Annotated in this window: 14 protein-coding genes and 1 rRNA gene; 13 read left to right on the top strand and 2 right to left on the bottom strand. The window is 52.5% G+C overall.

Features of this window, described 5'->3' with window-relative positions; translation table 11 throughout:
- Window positions 1-4 precede the first annotated feature (4 nt).
- The 5 genes from rrf to aceK all read left to right on the top strand — a co-directional run bounded on the left by rrf (window position 5) and on the right by aceK (window position 6,443).
- Window positions 5-120 (top strand): 5S ribosomal RNA (gene rrf, locus LC431_RS23675).
- Between the two features lie 292 nt (window positions 121-412).
- Window positions 413-1,342, top strand: coding sequence for a homoserine O-succinyltransferase (metA, locus tag LC431_RS23670; protein ID WP_013577392.1), 930 nt, complete (start codon window positions 413-415; stop codon window positions 1,340-1,342).
- 374 nt (window positions 1,343-1,716) lie between these two features.
- The gene (gene aceB, locus LC431_RS23665; RefSeq protein WP_223510389.1) at window positions 1,717-3,315 is read left to right on the top strand and encodes a malate synthase A; all 1,599 of its coding nucleotides are present in this window, start codon (window positions 1,717-1,719) and stop codon (window positions 3,313-3,315) included.
- Between the two features lie 40 nt (window positions 3,316-3,355).
- Entirely contained in the window at window positions 3,356-4,678 is a 1,323-nt protein-coding gene (gene aceA / locus LC431_RS23660) for an isocitrate lyase (RefSeq protein ID WP_013577390.1), read from the top strand.
- A 52-nt stretch (window positions 4,679-4,730) separates the two neighbouring features.
- The gene (aceK, locus tag LC431_RS23655) at window positions 4,731-6,443 is read left to right on the top strand and encodes a bifunctional isocitrate dehydrogenase kinase/phosphatase (RefSeq protein WP_013577389.1); all 1,713 of its coding nucleotides are present in this window, start codon (window positions 4,731-4,733) and stop codon (window positions 6,441-6,443) included.
- Window positions 6,444-6,488: 45 nt separating this feature from the next.
- Here the strand turns inward: aceK and iclR are convergent, their stop codons facing one another.
- Window positions 6,489-7,331 carry a glyoxylate bypass operon transcriptional repressor IclR gene (gene iclR / locus LC431_RS23650; RefSeq protein ID WP_013577388.1) on the bottom strand — a complete coding sequence of 281 codons (843 nt, stop codon included), beginning with the start codon at window positions 7,329-7,331 and terminating at the stop codon, window positions 6,489-6,491.
- Window positions 7,332-7,578: 247 nt separating this feature from the next.
- Here iclR and metH point away from each other — a divergent pair, with 247 nt between their 5' ends.
- The gene (gene metH / locus LC431_RS23645) at window positions 7,579-11,280 is read left to right on the top strand and encodes a methionine synthase (RefSeq protein WP_013577387.1); all 3,702 of its coding nucleotides are present in this window, start codon (window positions 7,579-7,581) and stop codon (window positions 11,278-11,280) included.
- 149 nt (window positions 11,281-11,429) lie between these two features.
- On the opposite strand, the gene LC431_RS23640 is transcribed toward metH, so the two are convergent.
- Entirely contained in the window at window positions 11,430-12,140 is a 711-nt protein-coding gene (locus LC431_RS23640) for a UTRA domain-containing protein (protein WP_015690560.1), read from the bottom strand.
- A gap of 204 nt (window positions 12,141-12,344) precedes the next feature.
- Here LC431_RS23640 and LC431_RS23635 point away from each other — a divergent pair, with 204 nt between their 5' ends.
- From LC431_RS23635 to LC431_RS23605, 7 genes are all read left to right on the top strand, one after another.
- On the top strand, window positions 12,345-13,403 hold the full coding sequence (locus tag LC431_RS23635) for an ABC transporter substrate-binding protein (protein WP_013577385.1): 1,059 nt from the start codon (window positions 12,345-12,347) through the stop codon (window positions 13,401-13,403).
- Between the two features lie 81 nt (window positions 13,404-13,484).
- Window positions 13,485-14,282, top strand: coding sequence for an alkaline phosphatase family protein (locus LC431_RS23630; protein WP_013577384.1), 798 nt, complete (start codon window positions 13,485-13,487; stop codon window positions 14,280-14,282).
- 26 nt (window positions 14,283-14,308) lie between these two features.
- Window positions 14,309-15,151, top strand: coding sequence for an ABC transporter permease subunit (locus LC431_RS23625; protein ID WP_037034946.1), 843 nt, complete (start codon window positions 14,309-14,311; stop codon window positions 15,149-15,151).
- Window positions 15,152-15,173: 22 nt separating this feature from the next.
- Entirely contained in the window at window positions 15,174-15,959 is a 786-nt protein-coding gene (locus tag LC431_RS23620; RefSeq protein ID WP_013577382.1) for an ABC transporter permease, read from the top strand.
- Window positions 15,960-15,961: 2 nt separating this feature from the next.
- Window positions 15,962-16,954 carry an ABC transporter ATP-binding protein gene (locus LC431_RS23615; protein WP_013577381.1) on the top strand — a complete coding sequence of 331 codons (993 nt, stop codon included), beginning with the start codon at window positions 15,962-15,964 and terminating at the stop codon, window positions 16,952-16,954.
- Complete coding sequence (locus LC431_RS23610; RefSeq protein WP_223510388.1) at window positions 16,951-17,607, top strand: HAD family phosphatase; 657 nt, start codon at window positions 16,951-16,953, stop codon at window positions 17,605-17,607. The genes LC431_RS23615 and LC431_RS23610 overlap by 4 nt, the downstream gene beginning before the upstream one ends.
- Before the next feature lie 15 nt (window positions 17,608-17,622).
- A complete protein-coding gene (locus LC431_RS23605; protein WP_013577379.1) occupies window positions 17,623-19,275 on the top strand; it encodes a Na/Pi cotransporter family protein in 1,653 nt (550 codons plus the stop codon).
- The last annotated feature ends 23 nt before the right edge of the window (window positions 19,276-19,298 follow it).

Genomic DNA, 19,298 nt, shown 5'->3' with positions numbered 1-19,298 from the left:
TTTGCCTGGCGGCAGTAGCGCGGTGGTCCCACCTGACCCCATGCCGAACTCAGAAGTGAAACGCCGTAGCGCCGATGGTAGTGTGGGGTCTCCCCATGCGAGAGTAGGGAACTGCCAGGCATCAAATAAGTGGAAAGCCCCGTACGAAAGTACGGGGCTTTTTGCTATGCGGAATTTGAAATGCTCTGTACATTATCTATCCTAAAAACCGTCAGGATCCACAACTTAACTCGCCGTTTTTATCTCTCCTGCGCCCTGAACTGCTCTCCTTTATAACCAGACCGTCTAAATTAGTAGCTTAAGCTGAAACATTTTCACTTACCGCTTGCAGGCTCGACATCTCAATCAAAACCCGTTATCTTCGGCTATCTAGAAGTCTAAACGTATAAATGGATGTAGTGAGGAAGTTGTTATGCCGATCCGGGTTCCAGATGAATTACCAGCCGTGAATTTCCTGCGCAATGAGAACGTTTTTGTCATGACGTCATCACGTGCGAAAACGCAGGAGATCCGTCCTCTTAAGGTGCTGGTTCTCAACCTGATGCCGAAGAAAATTGAGACCGAAAATCAGTTTTTACGGCTGCTTTCCAACTCTCCTCTGCAGATAGATGTGCAGCTGCTGCGCATTGACAGTCGTGAATCTAAAAACACCCCTGCAGAGCATCTGAATAATTTCTATTGTGACTTTGAAGACATTCAGCATGACAACTATGATGGCCTGATCGTTACCGGTGCGCCTTTAGGATTGGTCGATTTTTGTGATGTAGCATACTGGCCGGAAATTGAGCGCGTGATCCACTGGGCGAAAAAGCATGTAACATCCACACTTTTTGTTTGCTGGGCGGTTCAGGCTGCTCTGAATGTGCTTTATGGACTACCTAAAATGACCCGCGAAGCGAAGCTTTCGGGTGTGTATCCTCATCAGACGCTGCAACCGCTGGCATTACTGACCCGTGGCTTTGATGAAAGCTTCCTGGCACCCCATTCCCGTTATGCAGATTTTCCGGCTGATGTGCTCCGCCAGCACACGGATCTGGAGATCTTTGCTGAATCCGACGAAGCCGGCGCCTATCTCTTTGCGACAAAAGATAAGCGGATGGCTTTTGTGACCGGGCACCCTGAATATGATGCGGGAACGTTGGCAGGAGAGTATCTGCGTGATGTGGCGGCGGGGTTATCACCTGAAATGCCTTACAACTATTTCCCGCAGGATAACGCCGAGCTGGCACCGAAGGCGACCTGGCGAAGCCATGGACATCTGCTGTTCACTAACTGGCTGAATTACTATGTTTATCAGATCACGCCGTTTGATCTGCGCCAGATGAATCCGACACTCGAGTAAATCCCTTTCCGCTTCCAGCAGACGATCTTATCGGTCGTCTGTTTTTCTCCCCTTTTTCTCCCTGCGATCTTTTTTCTGATCTTCTTCCTTCTGCATACATTTTTCTTAGATTCGAAATTCATTCCCATTTTATGGAAAATTTATCTAATTCTATCTGATTGATTAAAATCATAATTTTTTTAATTTTGAAATAAAATGGAAATCGTTTTTGATTTTATGAAATTACTGATTACGCTTAAATCTATCGGGCAATAAATAACCAGAGAAAAGCCACCTCAGGATCATGAGCGTATCTCGGGTATGTTTTCGACCGTAATAGCATCTGTTCAGTGAGGCGGTCTGGCAGATTAAGCAGATAAATCAGGAGATAAACGATGTCTGAGCAAATTACCCGCAGTCAGCTTGGTTTTACGCGCCGTTTTGGTGAAAACGAAGCGCAAATTCTGACCGAAGAAGCCGTGGATTTTTTATCCGAACTGGTTGTCCGTTTTACCCCGCTGCGAAATCGATTACTGGCCGATCGCATTGCCGTACAGCAGAAGATAGATCAGGGGGTGTTGCCTGATTTTATTTCGGAAACGCATTCCATAAAAAATTCAGATTGGAAGGTACGGGGCATTCCGGCTGATTTACTGGATCGCCGGGTAGAAATCACTGGTCCTGTCGAACGCAAGATGGTGATCAATGCGCTGAACGCCAATGTAAAAGTCTTTATGGCGGATTTTGAGGACTCTCTGGCACCGGACTGGCAGAAAGTTATAGAAGGGCAGATTAACTTACGCGATGCGGTGAACGGGAGTATCAGCTACACCAATGAATCCGGGAAAATTTATCAGCTCAAACCTGATCCTGCCGTTCTGATTTGTCGTGTACGTGGCCTGCATTTACCTGAAAAGCATGTGAACTGGCAGGGTGAAGCTATTCCCGGTTCGTTGTTCGACTTCGCTTTGTACTTTTTCCATAACTATCGCGCATTACTGGCAAAAGGCAGTGGCCCCTATTTCTATTTACCAAAAATGCAGTCTTATCATGAGGCTGACTGGTGGAGCCAGGTCTTCAGTTTTGCCGAGGATTATGCGGGATTGGCGCGGGGCACGATTAAAGCCACGGTGCTGATTGAAACCCTGCCTGCGGTTTTCCAGATGGACGAAATCCTTTACCACTTGCGCGATCACATTGTCGGATTGAACTGTGGTCGCTGGGATTACATTTTCAGTTATATCAAAACGTTGAAGAATCATGCTGACCGTATATTACCTGACCGTCAGTCCGTAACGATGACTCAGCCTTTTCTAAATGCTTATTCCCGGCTGCTGATTAAAACCTGTCACCGGCGTGGAGCATTTGCGATGGGCGGAATGGCGGCCTTTATTCCCAGCAAAGACGTTAAACGCAACGAATGGGTGCTGAACAAAGTCCGGACAGACAAAGAGCTGGAAGCGAATAACGGACATGATGGTACCTGGATCGCCCATCCTGGGCTGGCAGACACAGTGCTTGAGGTATTCGATAAGGCACTCGTCAACCGTTCAAACCAGCTGGATGTACTGCGTGAAGAAGATGCCGAAATTACTGCAGAGCAATTACTCGAACCTTGTTCCGGCGAGCGTACTGAAGAGGGGATGCGCGCCAATATTCGTGTCGCAGTGCAATACATTGAAGCCTGGATTTCTGGCAACGGCTGCGTCCCGATTTACGGGTTGATGGAAGATGCTGCCACGGCTGAAATCTCCCGCACATCCATCTGGCAATGGATCCACCACGGCAAAACGCTTAATGACGGACAACCCGTCACCAAGCCGTTATTCCGCCGCATGCTGAACGAAGAAATGCTGGTTATTCAGCAGGAGTTGGGCGAACAACGTTTCAGCGCCGGTCGTTTCACGCAGGCGGCTGCCTTGATGGAAAAAATCACCACACAAGATGAGTTAATCGACTTCCTGACCCTGCCGGGCTATCAGCTGCTGGCCTGATCCTTCTTACCCTACACATAAAAAGACCGGAGTATTTGCCATGAAAACGAACCGTACTCAGCAAATTCAGCAGCTTGAAGAAACGTGGAGCCAACCACGCTGGAAAAATATCACCCGACCTTACACGGCGGCAGAAGTGATCAGCCTGCGGGGTTCAGTCAATCCGGAGTGTACGCTGGCTCAGCACGGAGCTGCCCGCCTGTGGAATTTACTCCACGGCGCATCGCGTAAAGGGTATGTGAATTGCCTCGGCGCGCTGACAGGTGGCCAGGCCTTACAACAGGCAAAAGCGGGTATCGAAGCCATTTATCTCTCGGGATGGCAAGTTGCCGCGGATGCCAATACGGCTTCCAGTATGTATCCCGACCAGTCTTTGTATCCTGTGAATTCGGTGCCTGAAGTTGTGGCGCGGATTAACAACACTTTTCGTCGCGCTGATCAGATCCAGTGGGCCAATAACATTGAGCCCGGGCAGCCTGGCTATACCGACTATTTCCTGCCGATTGTGGCGGACGCTGAAGCCGGTTTTGGTGGCGTACTCAATGCCTTTGAACTGATGAAATCCATGATTGAAGCCGGTGCTGCCGCCGTTCATTTTGAAGATCAGCTTGCTGCGGTGAAGAAGTGCGGGCATATGGGCGGCAAAGTTCTGGTGCCGACACAGGAAGCCGTACAGAAGCTGATTTCCGCGCGTCTTGCCGCCGATGTTCTTGGTGTGCCGACGTTATTGGTGGCACGTACCGATGCCGATGCGGCAGATTTACTGACGTCGGACTGCGACCCGTATGACAGCCAGTTTATTACCGGCGAAAGAACACATGAAGGTTTCTACCGGACGAACGCCGGTATTGAGCAGGCCATCAGTCGCGGTCTGGCGTACGCACCTTATGCCGACGTAGTGTGGTGCGAGACATCGACGCCTGATCTGAAACTGGCTCAGCGTTTTGCTGAGGCCATCCACGCTAAATTCCCGGGCAAATTGCTGGCCTATAACTGTTCGCCATCGTTTAACTGGAAGAAGAATCTCGACGATAAAACCATCGCCAGTTTCCAGGACCAGTTGGCCGCGATGGGTTACCAGTATCAGTTCATTACGCTGGCGGGCATTCACAGCATGTGGTTCAACATGTTCGATCTTGCCCATGCTTATGCACAGGGCGAGGGGATGAAGCACTACGTGGATAAAGTGCAGGAGCCGGAATTTGCGGCCATAGATCGCGGCTATACCTTTGCTTCTCATCAGCAGGAAGTCGGAACCGGCTATTTCGACAAAGTCACCACCATTATTCAGGGCGGTCGCTCCTCGGTCACCGCACTCACCGGCTCTACCGAAGAACAGCAGTTTTCTCCGACGTCACACTGATGCTCATCAGACCTGGTGAAAGCCGGGTCTCTTTCCTCAGGGAGTCGCCACTATGCGTATAGAGCTGTTGATTGCGCAGACTATTTTACAGGGGTTCGACGCCCAGTACGGCCGCTTTCTCGAAGTGACATCGGGGGCGCAGCAGCGCTTTGAAAATGCCGACTGGTCAGCGGTACAGGCAGCGATGAAGCAACGTATCCATTTGTATGACCACCATGTCGGTCTGGTTGTCGCCCAGCTCAAATGCATTACCGGCCAGCGTTTTTATGATGCCGCGTTTCTGATCCGCATAAAGGAATGTTACTCCGGATTACTGCCTGATTATCCGAGGGCTGAAATCGCTGAAAGCTTTTTTAATTCAGTCTATTGCCGGATTTTCAAACATCGCGATCTGACAGCGGACAAACTTTTTATTTTCAGTGAGCAGTCCTCCCGGCGTCAGCAACATTGTGCCCGTCCTTTGTCACGCCTCTACCCGGTTCAGGGTAATTTCTTTGCCACGCTGGTAAAAGTCCTTGATGACCTGCCGGTGCGCTTACCGTGGGAGGATGCGAACCGTGATGTGGATTATATTGCCACTGCATTAAAGCAACGCTTCCCCGCAGAGTGGCTTGCGGATGCTGATATTGAGATCGCTACCGAGATTTTTTATCGCAATAAAGCCGCGTGGATAATCGGCAAAATCAGATGTGCTTCACAGATATTCCCGCTGTTATTGCCGGTGCATCTTAGTCATCAGAATGAGTTATTTGTTGATGCCTGTCTGACGGAAAGCAACGATGCCAGCATAGTCTTTGGCTTTGCCCGCTCATATTTTATGGTGTATGCCCCGCAGCCCGGTGCGCTGGTTGAATGGTTACGTGAGATTTTACCGGCCAAAACCACGGCTGAGCTGTACAGCGCTATCGGTTGTCAAAAGCACGCAAAAACAGAATGTTACCGTGAACATTTGCACTTTATGGCGCAAACCGACGAGTCTTTTATTATTGCGCCGGGGGTCAAGGGCATGGTCATGCTGGTATTTACCCTGGCTGGCAGTGACCGCGTGTTCAAGGTGATAAAAGATAATTTTGCGCCGCAGAAAGAAGTGACGGAGGCACAGGTCAAAGCCTGCTATCAGTTGGTGAAAGAGCATGACCGCGTCGGGCGGATGGCCGATACCCAGGAATTTGAGCACTTTGTTCTGCCGAAGAAAAACATCAGCCCTGAACTGATGGCTGAACTACAGCGCGAAGTACCTGCCAAGATAGAAGATCTGGGGGACAGCATTGCGCTCCGGCATCTGTACATTGAACGGCGTATGACGCCGCTGAATTTATATCTGGAACAGGCCAGCGATACGCAGCTTCATGACGTGATTGAAGAATACGGCAATGCGATCAAACAACTGGCTGCGGCGAATATCTTCCCCGGCGACATGTTGTTTAAGAATTTTGGCGTGACCCGTCATGGTCGTGTGGTGTTTTATGACTACGATGAAATCTGCTACATGACTGAAGTTAATTTTCGCGATATTCCCGCACCCCGTTACCCGGAGGATGAACTGGCCAGCGAACCCTGGTACAGCATTGCTCCGGGCGATGTTTTCCCGGAAGAATTCCGGCATTTCCTTTGCAGCGACAAACGCCTTGGTCAAATCTTTGAAACGCTACACGACGATTTGTTTAGCGCCGGTTACTGGCGCGGTTTGCAACAGCGTATCCGTGAAGGGCACGTCGAAGATGTTTTTGCGTATCGTCGTTCCCGGCGTTTTAGCCAGCGTTAATTTGCTGAAATCCTCCCGGATAATGGTGGGATTTCAGCATCTTTCTCAGTGTTTTCCACCGCCGTAGGCCTGCGTGATTTCTTTCGCCGCATGAATCACCAGTGCACCCAGTTCCGTCACGCGGTCATCGGTGATTCGTGAAACCGGGCCCGAGATTGAAATCGCCGCATAGGCATCGTTGTGTTCGTCGTAAATGCAGGTTGCCACACAACGCAGTCCGAGCGCATGCTCTTCATCATCAAAGGCATAGCCGCGTTTACGGGTATCCGCCAACTCCTGCTTCAGATTCACAGGAGACGTTTTTGTCAGGGGCGTATAGCTGTGCAGGCCTATTTTATGTAGCAGTTTTGCCAGACGCTCTTCCGGCAACGTCGAAAGAAATGCTTTACCGGCACCCGACGCATGCATCGGTAATTTGCCACCAATCGGCGCTGACATCCTCATCAGGGCATTGCACTGCACCTGATCGATGATGATCGCCTGATAATCACTGTGATCCAGCACCGCCAGATTCACCGTTTCGCCGGATTCTTCCATCAGGCGGCGTAACATCGGATGCACCATTGCCAGTAAATTCCGGCTTTGCAGGAAACTGCTTCCTACGATAAAAGCATGTGAGCCAATGGTCCACAGGCCCAAATCGCCGACCTGACGGACAAATCCCTGCTGTTGCATGGTGGTCAGAAGGCGGTGGGTGGTGGAATTGGGTAAACCCGCCTGCTGGGCGAGATCGGTCAGTGCCACGCTGCCCTGGGCTTCAGCGATATATTCCAGCAACTTAAGGCCACGTGTCAGGGACTGCACCTGCCCGGTCGCTGCGCTGCCGGTTACAGCCGCGGCTTTGGTTTTCTTAGCACGTTTGGCCGGAGCCGTTACGGACGTTGCCATGAGCCTGTTCCTTGTAAGATGCGCCAAAAGCTGGCGAAGAAAAATCATTTTTGGAATTGGTTTTCGTTTTTACAGTATGGATCGCAACCTGCCTTTACGCTCATCCGATGTGTTGCACTGCGTTTGCGGGATGTCTTCCCGAATTGAAAAAGTCTCACGTCGGTGCGGGCTTTTGGCTGAGGAAGGTATGCTAGGATGTTGACCATGATTTCCGGCGCATGAATGAACAATTTGCCGGGTGTGCGTGATGGGTGATGAGGTGAAAGTGACTAATCGAGTTGAGGCGCTACATAAGCAGCTGGCACAGCGCATTTTGGTTCTGGATGGCGGTATGGGCACCATGATCCAAAGCTATCGTCTGGAAGAAGAAGATTACCGTGGTGAGCGTTTTGCTGACTGGGAAAGCGATCTTAAAGGCAATAATGATCTTCTGGTGCTCTCCAAACCAGACGTGATCGTCGAGATCCATAACGGTTATCTTGCTGCTGGTGCAGATATCCTCGAAACCAACACCTTCAACTCCACCACGATTGCAATGGCTGACTACCATATGGAATCGCTGTCGGCTGAAATTAACTATGAAGCTGCGCGGCTGGCGCGTCAATGTGCCGATGCGTGGACCGCCCGTACGCCGGATAAACCGCGTTATGTTGCCGGGGTTTTAGGCCCGACCAACCGGACGGCGTCGATTTCCCCGGATGTTAACGATCCCGCATTTCGTAACGTATCTTTCGATCAGCTGGTTGAAGCCTATCGCGAATCCACCCGGGCACTGATCGAAGGCGGTGCCGACCTGATCATGATCGAAACCGTATTTGATACTCTCAACGCCAAAGCCGCGACGTTCGCAGTAGAAAGTGAATTCGAAGCAATGGGCATCGTATTGCCTGTCATGGTTTCCGGCACGATTACTGATGCTTCCGGCCGCACCTTATCTGGCCAGACAACCGAAGCTTTTTATAACTCGCTGCGTCACGTTAAACCGCTCACCTTTGGCCTTAACTGCGCGCTGGGTCCGGATGAGTTACGTCAGTATGTCGCTGAGTTATCTCGTATTGCAGAATGTTATGTCACCGCGCACCCGAACGCCGGTTTACCTAATGCTTTCGGTGAATACGATCTCGAAGCCAAAGAAATGGCTGAGCATATTGCCGAATGGGCACGCTCGGGCTTTCTGAACATTGTCGGTGGCTGCTGTGGTACCACGCCTGCGCATATCGCGGCGATGGTGAAAGCCGTGGAAGGCGTACCGCCCCGCGCTTTACCGACCATTCCTGTTGCCTGTCGTCTGGCAGGGCTGGAACCGCTGACCATCGATCCACAGACGCTGTTTGTGAACGTCGGTGAACGTACTAATGTGACCGGTTCTGCTCGTTTCAAGCGACTGATTAAAGAAGAAAAGTATGCGGAAGCGCTGGCGGTAGCCCGTCAGCAGGTAGAAAGTGGCGCGCAAATCATCGATATCAACATGGATGAAGGGATGCTCGACGCCGAAGCGGCAATGGTGCGTTTCCTCAGCCTGATTGCCGGTGAACCGGATATCGCCCGTGTGCCGATCATGATCGACTCCTCCAAATGGGATGTTATCGAAAAAGGCCTGAAATGCATTCAGGGCAAGGGGATTGTTAACTCCATTTCCATGAAAGAAGGCGAAGAAGCCTTCCTGCACCACGCCCGTATGGTACGCCGGTACGGCGCGGCCGTTGTGGTCATGGCATTCGATGAAACCGGGCAGGCGGATACCCGCGCCCGCAAAATTGAAATCTGCCGCCGTGCCTACAAGCTGTTGACTGAAAAAGTCGGCTTCCCGCCGGAAGACATCATTTTTGACCCGAATATCTTTGCGGTGGCGACCGGCATTGACGAACACAACAACTACGCCGTCGATTTCATCGAAGCCTGCGCCGATATCAAAGCACAACTGCCGCATGCGCTGATTTCCGGCGGTGTTTCCAATGTTTCATTCTCTTTCCGCGGTAACGAACCGGTACGTGAAGCCATTCACGCCGTCTTCCTGTATCACGCCATCCGCAACGGTATGGATATGGGCATCGTCAACGCCGGTCAGTTGGCGATTTATGATGATTTACCGGCTGAACTGCGCGACGCCGTCGAAGATGTGATCCTCAACCGCCGCGATGATGGTACTGAGCGCCTGCTTGAACTGGCTGAAAAATACCGTGGCAGCAAGGACGATGGAGAAGCGAATAAGCAGCAGGCGGAATGGCGCAGCTGGGACGTGAAAAAACGCCTCGAATACTCGCTGGTGAAAGGTATTACCGAATTTATCGAACTGGATACCGAAGAGTGCCGTCAGCTGGCCGCGCGTCCTATCGAAGTGATCGAAGGCCCGCTGATGGACGGTATGAACGTCGTCGGCGACCTGTTTGGTGCCGGTAAAATGTTCCTGCCGCAAGTGGTGAAATCCGCGCGCGTGATGAAACAGGCTGTGGCCTATCTGGAGCCATACATTGAAGCCAGCAAGGAAAAGGGCCAGACCAACGGCAAAATCCTGCTGGCCACGGTCAAAGGCGATGTCCATGACATCGGTAAAAACATCGTTGGCGTGGTGCTGCAATGTAATAACTACGAGATTATCGATCTCGGTGTAATGGTGCCGACGGACAAAATCCTGAAAACCGCCATCGAAGAAAACGTCGATATCATCGGGCTTTCCGGGCTGATTACGCCGTCACTCGATGAAATGGTCAACGTCGCGAAAGAAATGGAGCGGCGTGGTTTTACCATGCCGTTGCTGATTGGCGGCGCAACCACATCGAAAGCGCACACTGCGGTGAAAATCGAAAAAAATTACAGTGGTGTGACCTGCTACGTGCAAAACGCCTCGCGTTCTGTCGGCGTGGTGTCTGCGTTGCTGTCAAAAGATCAGCGGGACGCGTTTATCGAACGTACACGTAAAGAGTACGACACTGTACGTATCCAGCATGGTCGTAAAAAGCCGCGCACGCCGCCAGTGAGTCTTGAAGTGGCCCGCGACAACGCTACTTTTATCGATTGGGAAGCTTACACGCCACCGGTGGTCCATCGTCTGGGCATCCAGAAAGTCGAAGCCAGCATTGAAACACTGCGCAATTACATCGACTGGACGCCGTTCTTCATGACCTGGTCGCTGGCAGGTAAATATCCGCGCATTCTTGAAGATGAAGTTGTCGGCGAAGAAGCGAAACGCCTGTTCAAAGATGCCAATGACCTGCTCGATAAACTTTGCGCTGAGAAATTGCTCAACCCACGCGGCGTCGTCGGTCTCTTCCCGGCAAACCGCAAAGGCGATGACATCGAAATCTACAGCGATGAACGCCGCGAAGACGTGCTGGTGGTCAGCCATCATCTGCGTCAGCAAACGGAAAAAACCGATTTCGCCAACTATTGCCTGGCTGACTTTGTCGCACCGAAATCCAGCGGCAAGAAAGATTACATGGGGGCATTTGCTGTAACCGGCGGGCTGGAGGAGGATGCGCTGGCCGAGGCGTATGACAAACAGCATGATGATTACAATAAAATCATGATCAAGGCGCTGGCTGACCGTCTGGCAGAAGCGTTTGCGGAATACCTGCATGAGAAAGTGCGCAAGGTGTATTGGGGTTTTGCCGCCAACGAGAATCTGAGCAACGAAGAGCTGATCCGCGAGAATTATCAGGGAATACGTCCGGCGCCCGGTTACCCGGCCTGTCCTGAACACACTGAAAAGGGGCAAATCTGGAAGCTGCTGGATGTGGAAGCCAATACCGGTATGCAACTGACCGAATCCTTTGCGATGTGGCCGGGTGCTGCGGTGTCAGGCTGGTATTTCAGCCACCCTGACAGCAAATACTTCGCCGTGGCACAAATCCAGCGTGATCAGGTCGAAGATTACGCGGCACGTAAAAATATGCCGGTCGCCGAAGTGGAGCGCTGGCTGGCGCCGAACTTAGGTTACGACGCCGACTAATACCCGTCATCCTTCAAGTTGACTCTGCATTGGCTGCCATCACGAACCCCAGTCACTTACTTCAGTAAGCTCCTGGGGTTCATTCAGTTGCCGCCTTAATTCATCTCGAATGATTTAGGGTATCCCATCGGTGTTTTTTTCCACTTAAATCAACTCACTTCCACATCAATGTGCAGCGCGTCATAGCGCCAGTATTCTAAATCGCAGTCGATAACCCGGTCGTGCTGGTCGCGGTTAATACGCGTAATAAACAGCGCCGGACTGCCGGGAGCCACTTTCAGCGCATGTGACGCCTCTTCAGGCAGCAATGTCGGCACCATGTCGAAACGCACGCGTCCGTAATGGATGTCATAGCGGGATGCGTACAAATCAGTCAGCGATGTCGTGAGATCCGCGTCAAGAATGCCCTGAAAATACAGAGGATTAAGATAGTGCTCGACGTACAAAACCGGGCGGTTATCGATATAACGCAACCGCCGGATGCAAATGACCTCACTCTCTGACGGCAACAATAACTTCTGACACACCGTATCGCTGGCAATACAGTGCTTCGCATTAATCACTGTGGTCTTTGCGCTGCGCCCCTGATCTTTCGCCATTGCGTGAAAGTGACTTCTTTGCAGCGGGTTGTAGACAATGCGTGGCGGGGAAACAAACCAGCCCCGGCGTACTTCCCGGTAAATCAGACCCTGGGCCTCAAGCTGGCTCAATGCTTCCCGTAATGTAATACGGGTAGTGGAAAACTGTTCACTCAACGTGCGCTCAGAAGGCAGCCTTCCCTCGGCAGAAAATGCCCCGGCCGCAATACTTTCGCTTAATGCCTTGCAGATAACGGCAAGGGTAGTCTGCGATTCACTCATCGGTCAGCAAGCCTCATTTCAGTGCGTTTTTGCACCAATCTGAACTTTCATCGTGTAAATAATGTGCGCTTGTTAACAGCGATAAGCTTAAAACTGCTGCTTTTTCGCGCTGACATATAATTATCACAATTGAGCGTTAGATTGGCTTGGTTCTTGCTGGACTAGACCAGCACTTCACACACACTACCATCCGGAGCATCCGTTATGAAACAGTTGTTCGCTTCTGTGTTAACCAGCGCGCTTGTCCTCTCCGCTTCATCGGCATTTGCCGCTGAACCTCCTGCTGCACTCCTGAAAGCGGCACAAGCCGAAGGAACGGTAAACAGTGTCGGTATGCCTGATGACTGGGCGAACTGGAAAGGAACCTGGAGTGATCTGAGCACCAAGTATGGCCTGAAACATAGCGATACCGATATGAGTTCGGCACAGGAGATCGCGAAATTCCTGGCAGAAAAAGACAATGCCAGTGCTGATATTGGCGACGTGGGTGCAGCTTTTGGACCCGTTGCCGTGCAAAAAGGCGTGACTCAGCCCTATAAACCGACCACCTGGGATCAGGTACCAGACTGGGCAAAAGATAAAGAGGGTATGTGGGCACTTGCTTATACCGGCACTATCGCCTTCATCATTGATAAATCGCAGGTGAAAGATGAGCCACACAGCTGGGCTGATCTGCTAAACAGCAAATACAAAGTGACTATCGGTGACGTGAGCACCGCAGCGCAGGCCGCAAATGGCGTGCTGGCGGCAACTTACGCGATGGGCGGCAATGAAAAGGACCTGAAACCAGGTCTGGAATATTTTGGCAAACTGGCGAAAGCAGGGCGTCTGAGCCTGACTAACCCGGTCATCGCGTCTCTGGAAAAAGGTGAAGTGCAGGTTGGCGTAGTCTGGGACTTCAACGGTCTGAGCTATCGCGACAAAATCGACAAAACCCGCTTCGACGTGGTGATCCCATCTGATGGCACTATCACGTCCGGTTACACCACGATCATCAACAAATTCGCCAAACATCCGAACGCCGCCAAACTGGCGCGTGAATACATCTTCTCTGATGCCGGTCAGATCAATCTGGCACAAGGCTATGCCCGTCCAATCCGTGCCGATCACATCACGCTGCCAGACGATGCAAAAGCCAAACTGCTGCCTTCCAGCGAATACAAAAATGCGCACCCGATTGCAGATCCGGCTGCCTGGGATAAGAGCGCGAAAACCTTGCCGCGTCTGTGGCAGGAAAACGTCATGATCAACATGCAGCAGTAATTGATTAAAAAATAAGAAAAACCGGACAGCGAAAGCATTGGTTAATAACAACACCTGTAAGAAATGAAAGGTAGACATGGTATGAAGAGCATTCTGGTAGTACTCGACGGGCTGAATTATCAGGTCGGCCGCGACGCAATGGGTTATCTGCAAGCCCAGTGTGCCGCAGGACGCGGCCGCTTGTATCAACTGGAATGCGAATTGCCTTCGCTGTCCCGGCCACTTTATGAATGCATTCTCACCGGTATCACGCCGGTGGTGAGTGGCATTGTTCACAACCACGTTGACCGGTTATCGACTCAACGTAGTATTTTCCACTATGCCCGCGACGCTGGCCTGACGACGGCTGCTGCGGCTTATCACTGGGTCAGCGAGCTGTATAACCGCACGCCGTTTGACCCGCCGCGTGACCGACACACCAGCGATGACTCGCTGACCATCCAGCACGGCCATTTTTATTACGATGATAGTTACCCTGATTCGCATCTGTTCGATGACGCCGAAAGCCTGCGTCGTCGTCATGATCCCGACTTCCTGCTGATCCACCCGATGAACATTGATGATGCCGGGCATAAATTTGGCCTGTCGACGCCCCAATACCGCAACAAAGCACGCACCGCAGACGGCATCCTGTCGCGCTATCTGGGCGACTGGCTGGACGCCGGTTATCAGGTGATCGTGACTGCGGATCACGGTATGAATGATGACCGCAGCCACGGCGGTATTTTGCCGGAGGAGCGTCAGGTGCCGCTGTTCGTCTTCGGCAGTGCGTTCAGCTTCAAAGAGGCCGCACCGTTGCAGACGGAGTTATGCGGAACTGTTTGTCAGATCCTCAATATTGCCCACGACAAGCCACATTGCGCGGCATTACTGGCCTGAATCCCGTCACTTTTAGAGGATACCCGATGAAAGCTAAGTGGATTGCGGCGTTGTTTATGCTGCCGTTTCTGGTGTTTTTCATCGCTTTTCAGCTGGCGCCGCTGACATGGATTGCGGTGAGCAGCTTTTACAGCGAAACCTATGAAGCCTGGGGACTGGGCAATTACACCGACATTCTGACATCACCGTTCTATTTACAGGCTATGCGTTTCTCACTGGATATTTCCATCTGGTCGAGTTTATACGGTTTGCTTATTGCGTTAGTGGGTAGTTACTCACTTCGCCAGCTTGGCCCGACAAAGCTGCACGACTTTGTGATGTCGTTTACTAACATGACCAGCAACTTTGCGGGCGTACCGCTGGCCTTCGCCTTCGTTATCCTGCTTGGCCTGAATGGTTGTCTGACGCTGCTGCTGAAAAAATATGGCCTGATGGAACACTTCGACCTCTATTCAAAAGATGGCCTGATTGTGCTCTATACCTATTTCCAGATCCCGCTCGGCGTGTTGCTGATGTATCCGGCATTTGATGCGTTACGGGAGGACTGGCGCGAGTCAGCGGCCTTGCTGGGCGCGGGACGCTGGCGTTACTGGCGTCATATCGGTATTCCGGTACTGTTCCCGGCCTTGCTCGGCACCTTCGTTATTTTGCTCGCCAATGCCCTTGGCGCGTATGCCACGGTGTATGCGCTGACCACCGGTAACTTTAACGTGGTGCCGGTGCGTATCGCGGCGTTGGTCTCGGGGGATATTTCTCTCGATCCGAATATGGGCAGCGCGCTGGCGATGTTGCTGGTGGTGCTGATGGCCTTTATCACGCTGATCCATCAGTGGTTATTGCGTAAAAGTTATCTCAGTCAGCGCAGCTGACGGGCAGAAAAAGGAACGTAAGATGTCGCGGTCTGAAGCAATTTACCACCGTGTGGTGATCTGGATTTTACTGATTGTCCTGATGTTGCCGCTGCTGGCGACGCTGGTCTATGCGCTGGTGCTGGAATGGGGGGCGACCATTTTACCGAGCGGCTTTACGCTGAAATGGCTGGTGGAACTGTGGAGCGATCCGCGCTTCCTGATTGCGCTCTGGCATTCGCTGCTGGTGTGTTTCGGCACACTTTTTCTGTCGCTGGTGCTGATCCTGCCCCTAATGTTTGTGATTGCTTACTATTTCCCTAAGCTCGATGCACTGATGAATATCCTGATCCTGCTGCCGTTCGCCGTGCCGCCGGTGGTGTCATCGGTGGGCCTGATGCAACTCTATTCCGCTGAACCGCTGGCGCTCACCGGTACGCCGTGGATCCTGATTGGCTGTTACTTCACCATCGCGCTGCCGTTTATCTATCGCGCTATTTCTAACAACATGCAGGCGATCAACCTGCGTGACCTGATGGATGCTGCACATCTGCTCGGTGCCAGCACCTGGAAAGCGGCGCTGCTGGTGGTTTTGCCTAACTTACGCAAAGGCGGAATGATTGCCGTCCTGCTGTCGTTTTCCTTCCTGATCGGGGAGTTTGTGTTCGCCAATCTGCTGGCGGGCAGCCGTTATGAAACGGTTCAGGTTTACCTCTATAACATGCGTAATGGCAGCGGCCATTTTACCAGCGCATTGGTCATCTCCTATTTCATGGTCGTCCTGATTTTCACCTGGGTGGCGAACATGCTGAACAAAGGAAAGAGCTGATTATGTCGTATTTGCAGGTTACTCAACTCAACAAGTCTTACGGTCCGACGCAGATTTTCAACAACATCGATTTCTCAGCAGAAGAGGGAGAATTCGTCACACTGCTGGGGCCAAGCGGCTGCGGAAAATCCACGCTGCTGCGCTGTCTGGCCGGTCTGACTTCCGTCGACAGCGGAAAAATTCTGATTCAGGGGCAGGATATTGTGCCGCTGCCGCCACAACAGCGCGGCATCGGCATGGTCTTCCAGAGCTATGCGCTGTTTCCTAATATGACGGTTGAAGCCAATGTCGCGTTCGGCCTGAAAATGCAAAAGATACCGGCGTCAGAGCTGCACCGGCGCGTCGGTGAAGTACTGGAACTGGTGGAAATGAACGATTACGCAAAACGTTATCCGCATCAGCTTTCCGGTGGTCAGTGTCAGCGTGTGGCACTGGCGCGTTCACTGGTTACGCAGCCGCGCCTGTTGCTGCTCGACGAACCCCTTTCCGCGCTCGATGCCCGTATCCGTAAGCATCTGCGTGAGCAAATCCGCCGTATTCAGCGTGAAATGAATCTGACGGCGATTTTCGTGACCCACGATCAGGAAGAAGCGCTGACCATGTCCGACCGGATTGTGCTGATGAACAAAGGGCAAATCGTCCAAAATGCCGATGCCGAAACCCTGTATACTGAACCGGTGGATGCGTTTGCTGCGGGCTTTATCGGCAGCTACAACCTGCTAAGCCCTGAACAGGCGATGGCGCTGACCGGCATAACTTACACGGGCCGTGTCGCCATCCGTCCGGAGTCGGTCACAATATGCGAGCTGATTGAAGGCATTCCGGCTAAAATTATCAGCCACAGTCTGCTTGGCAACGTCGTGCGTTATCGCGTTTTAGCACACGGAGTTGAGCTTTCTGTGGATGTCTTAAACCGTTCTGTGGCCTCACTTCGCGCCGATGGCAGCGATATTGGTCTACAGTTAGATCTTGTTACGTTACGGGAAGTTGCATGAAACTGGCGCTGTTTGATCTCGATGAAACCCTGATTAGCGGCGACTGTTCGAGTTTGTGGTCAGCCTACATGGTGGCAAATGGCTGGGTGGCCGATGAGCAGGCTTTTCTGCAACAAGATGCCGCGCTGATGCAGCAATATGCTGTCGGTCAGATGGATATGCAGGAGTACATGCGCTGCACTTTGGTGCCGCTGTCCGGCCGCAGTCAACGTGATGTCGCGGCGATGGTTGCGAATTATATTCAGGATGTGATTGCCCCGCGTGTTTACACGCAGGCGCGTGAGTGTCTGGCTGCTCACCGTTCACAGGGCGACCGGACGGTAATTATTTCCGCGTCCGGTGAACATCTGGTGCAGCCGATTGCCCGTTTTCTCGGTGTTGATGAAACGCTGGCGATTGGTGTTGAAATGAAAGACGGGCGTTTTACCGGCGCCACACGAGGGACGATGACCTATCGCGAGGGAAAAGTCTCGCGGTTGCTGGAGCTCATCAATCAGGACGCATCCCTTTTGCAATCAGCCAGTTTTTATTCTGATTCCCATAATGATCTGCCGTTGCTGACCCGCGTGGGCCAGCCGGTGGCGGTGAATCCAGACGCTATCCTGCTCCAGCACGCCCGGCAGGCAGGATGGCCGGTCTATGCCTGGCGTTAATGGAGCTGTTCTTTCGTGTTAACCCTTTTGCATTTGTTGTCTGCTATTTCTCTGCTCGTATGGGGTACGCACATCGTGCGTACCGGCATCATGCGTGTCTTTGGCGCCAATCTGCGCCGTGTTCTGAGTAACAGTGTCGAGAAAAAACCGCTGGCGTTTGTGGCGGGCATTGGCGTTACTGCGCTGGTGCAAAGCAGTAATGCTACCGCGCTGCTGGTCACGTCGTTTGTATCGCAGGGGCTGGTAGCACTGGCTCCGGCACTGGTGATTATTCTCGGTGCAGATGTCGGGACCGCCGTGATGGCGCGTATTCTGACCTTCGATCTCTCCTGGCTTTCTCCGCTGCTGATTTTCGTCGGTGTCGCGTTCTTCCTCAGCCGTAAACAAACCCGTGCGGGGCAAATGGGCCGTGTCGGTATCGGGCTGGGGCTGATTTTACTGGCGCTGGAGCTGATTGTGGGCGCCGCGACGCCGATCATGCAGGCCTCAGGCGTTAAAGTTTTATTCTCGTCCCTGACCGGTGATGTGCTGCTCGATGCCCTGACCGGCGCAGTGTTTGCCATCATCAGCTATTCCAGTCTGGCGGCGGTGTTGCTGACGGCAACCCTTGCCGCGACCGGCGTGATTTCGCTTAAAGTGTCACTTTGTCTGGTCATCGGTGCCAACCTCGGCAGCGGGCTGCTGGCGATGATTAACGCCAGTAAAATGAATGCCGCCGGTCGCCGCGTGGCGCTCGGCAGTACGCTGTTTAAACTGATTGGTTTGGTGATTGTGCTGCCGTTTGTCGGACTGTTGTCGACGCAACTGGCGCGGCTTGGCATTCCGGATGAAGAACTGGTGATCTACTTCCACATGTTCTACAACCTGATCCGTTGTCTGGCGATGGTGCCGCTGACGGCGCCGATGGCGAAGGTTTGCGAGATGATGATTGCCGATGTGCCTGAAGATGATCCCCGTCTGCGTCCGCGCCATCTGGATGTCAGCGCAATTGATACCCCGACGCTGGCGCTGGCCAATGCCGCCCGTGAAACCTTGCGCATGGGCGACGTGGTCGAACATATGCTGATCCTCAACCGGGAAGTAATGCACGGTAAACTGGCGCAGGATCGCGAAGTGCGGCGTCTCGACGATGATGTTGATGTGCTCTATACCGCCATCAAACTGTATCTGGCGCAAATCAACAAGGAAGGACTTGGCGAAGATGATTCCCGCCGCTGGGCTGAAATCATCGAAATGGCGCTGAACCTCGAACAGGCCGGTGACATTATCGAGCGCATGACCGGCGATATCACCGCCAAATCCCACGCTACCCGACGCGCGTTCTCGCCGGAAGGACTGGTGGAGCTGGATGCCTTACATGAGAAATTGCAGGATAACCTGCGCCTGAGTCTGGGCGTTTTCCTGTCGAACGATCTGACCAGTGCGCGCCGTCTGCGCCGCTCCAAACACCGTTTCCGCATTCTCGACCGCCGTTATGCGCATGCGCACGTCGATCGCCTGCATCAGCATAATGTGCAGAGTATCGAAACCAGCTCGCTGCACCTCGGGTTGCTGGGGGATATGAAACGTCTGAACTCACTGTTCTGTGCAGTGGCCTATAACGTGCTGGATCAGGATGAGCAGGAAGATGAGCAGCGCGAACCGAATGATGATGTGCAACGGGTGTAGGACGAATCAAAACGGGCGCTGAG

The sequence above is a fragment of the Rahnella sp. GSA61A genome, assembly GCF_019969905.1.
In the GTDB taxonomy this organism is placed as follows: domain Bacteria; phylum Pseudomonadota; class Gammaproteobacteria; order Enterobacterales; family Enterobacteriaceae; genus Rahnella; species Rahnella aceris.
This window is presented reverse-complemented; position numbering and strand designations above follow the sequence as displayed.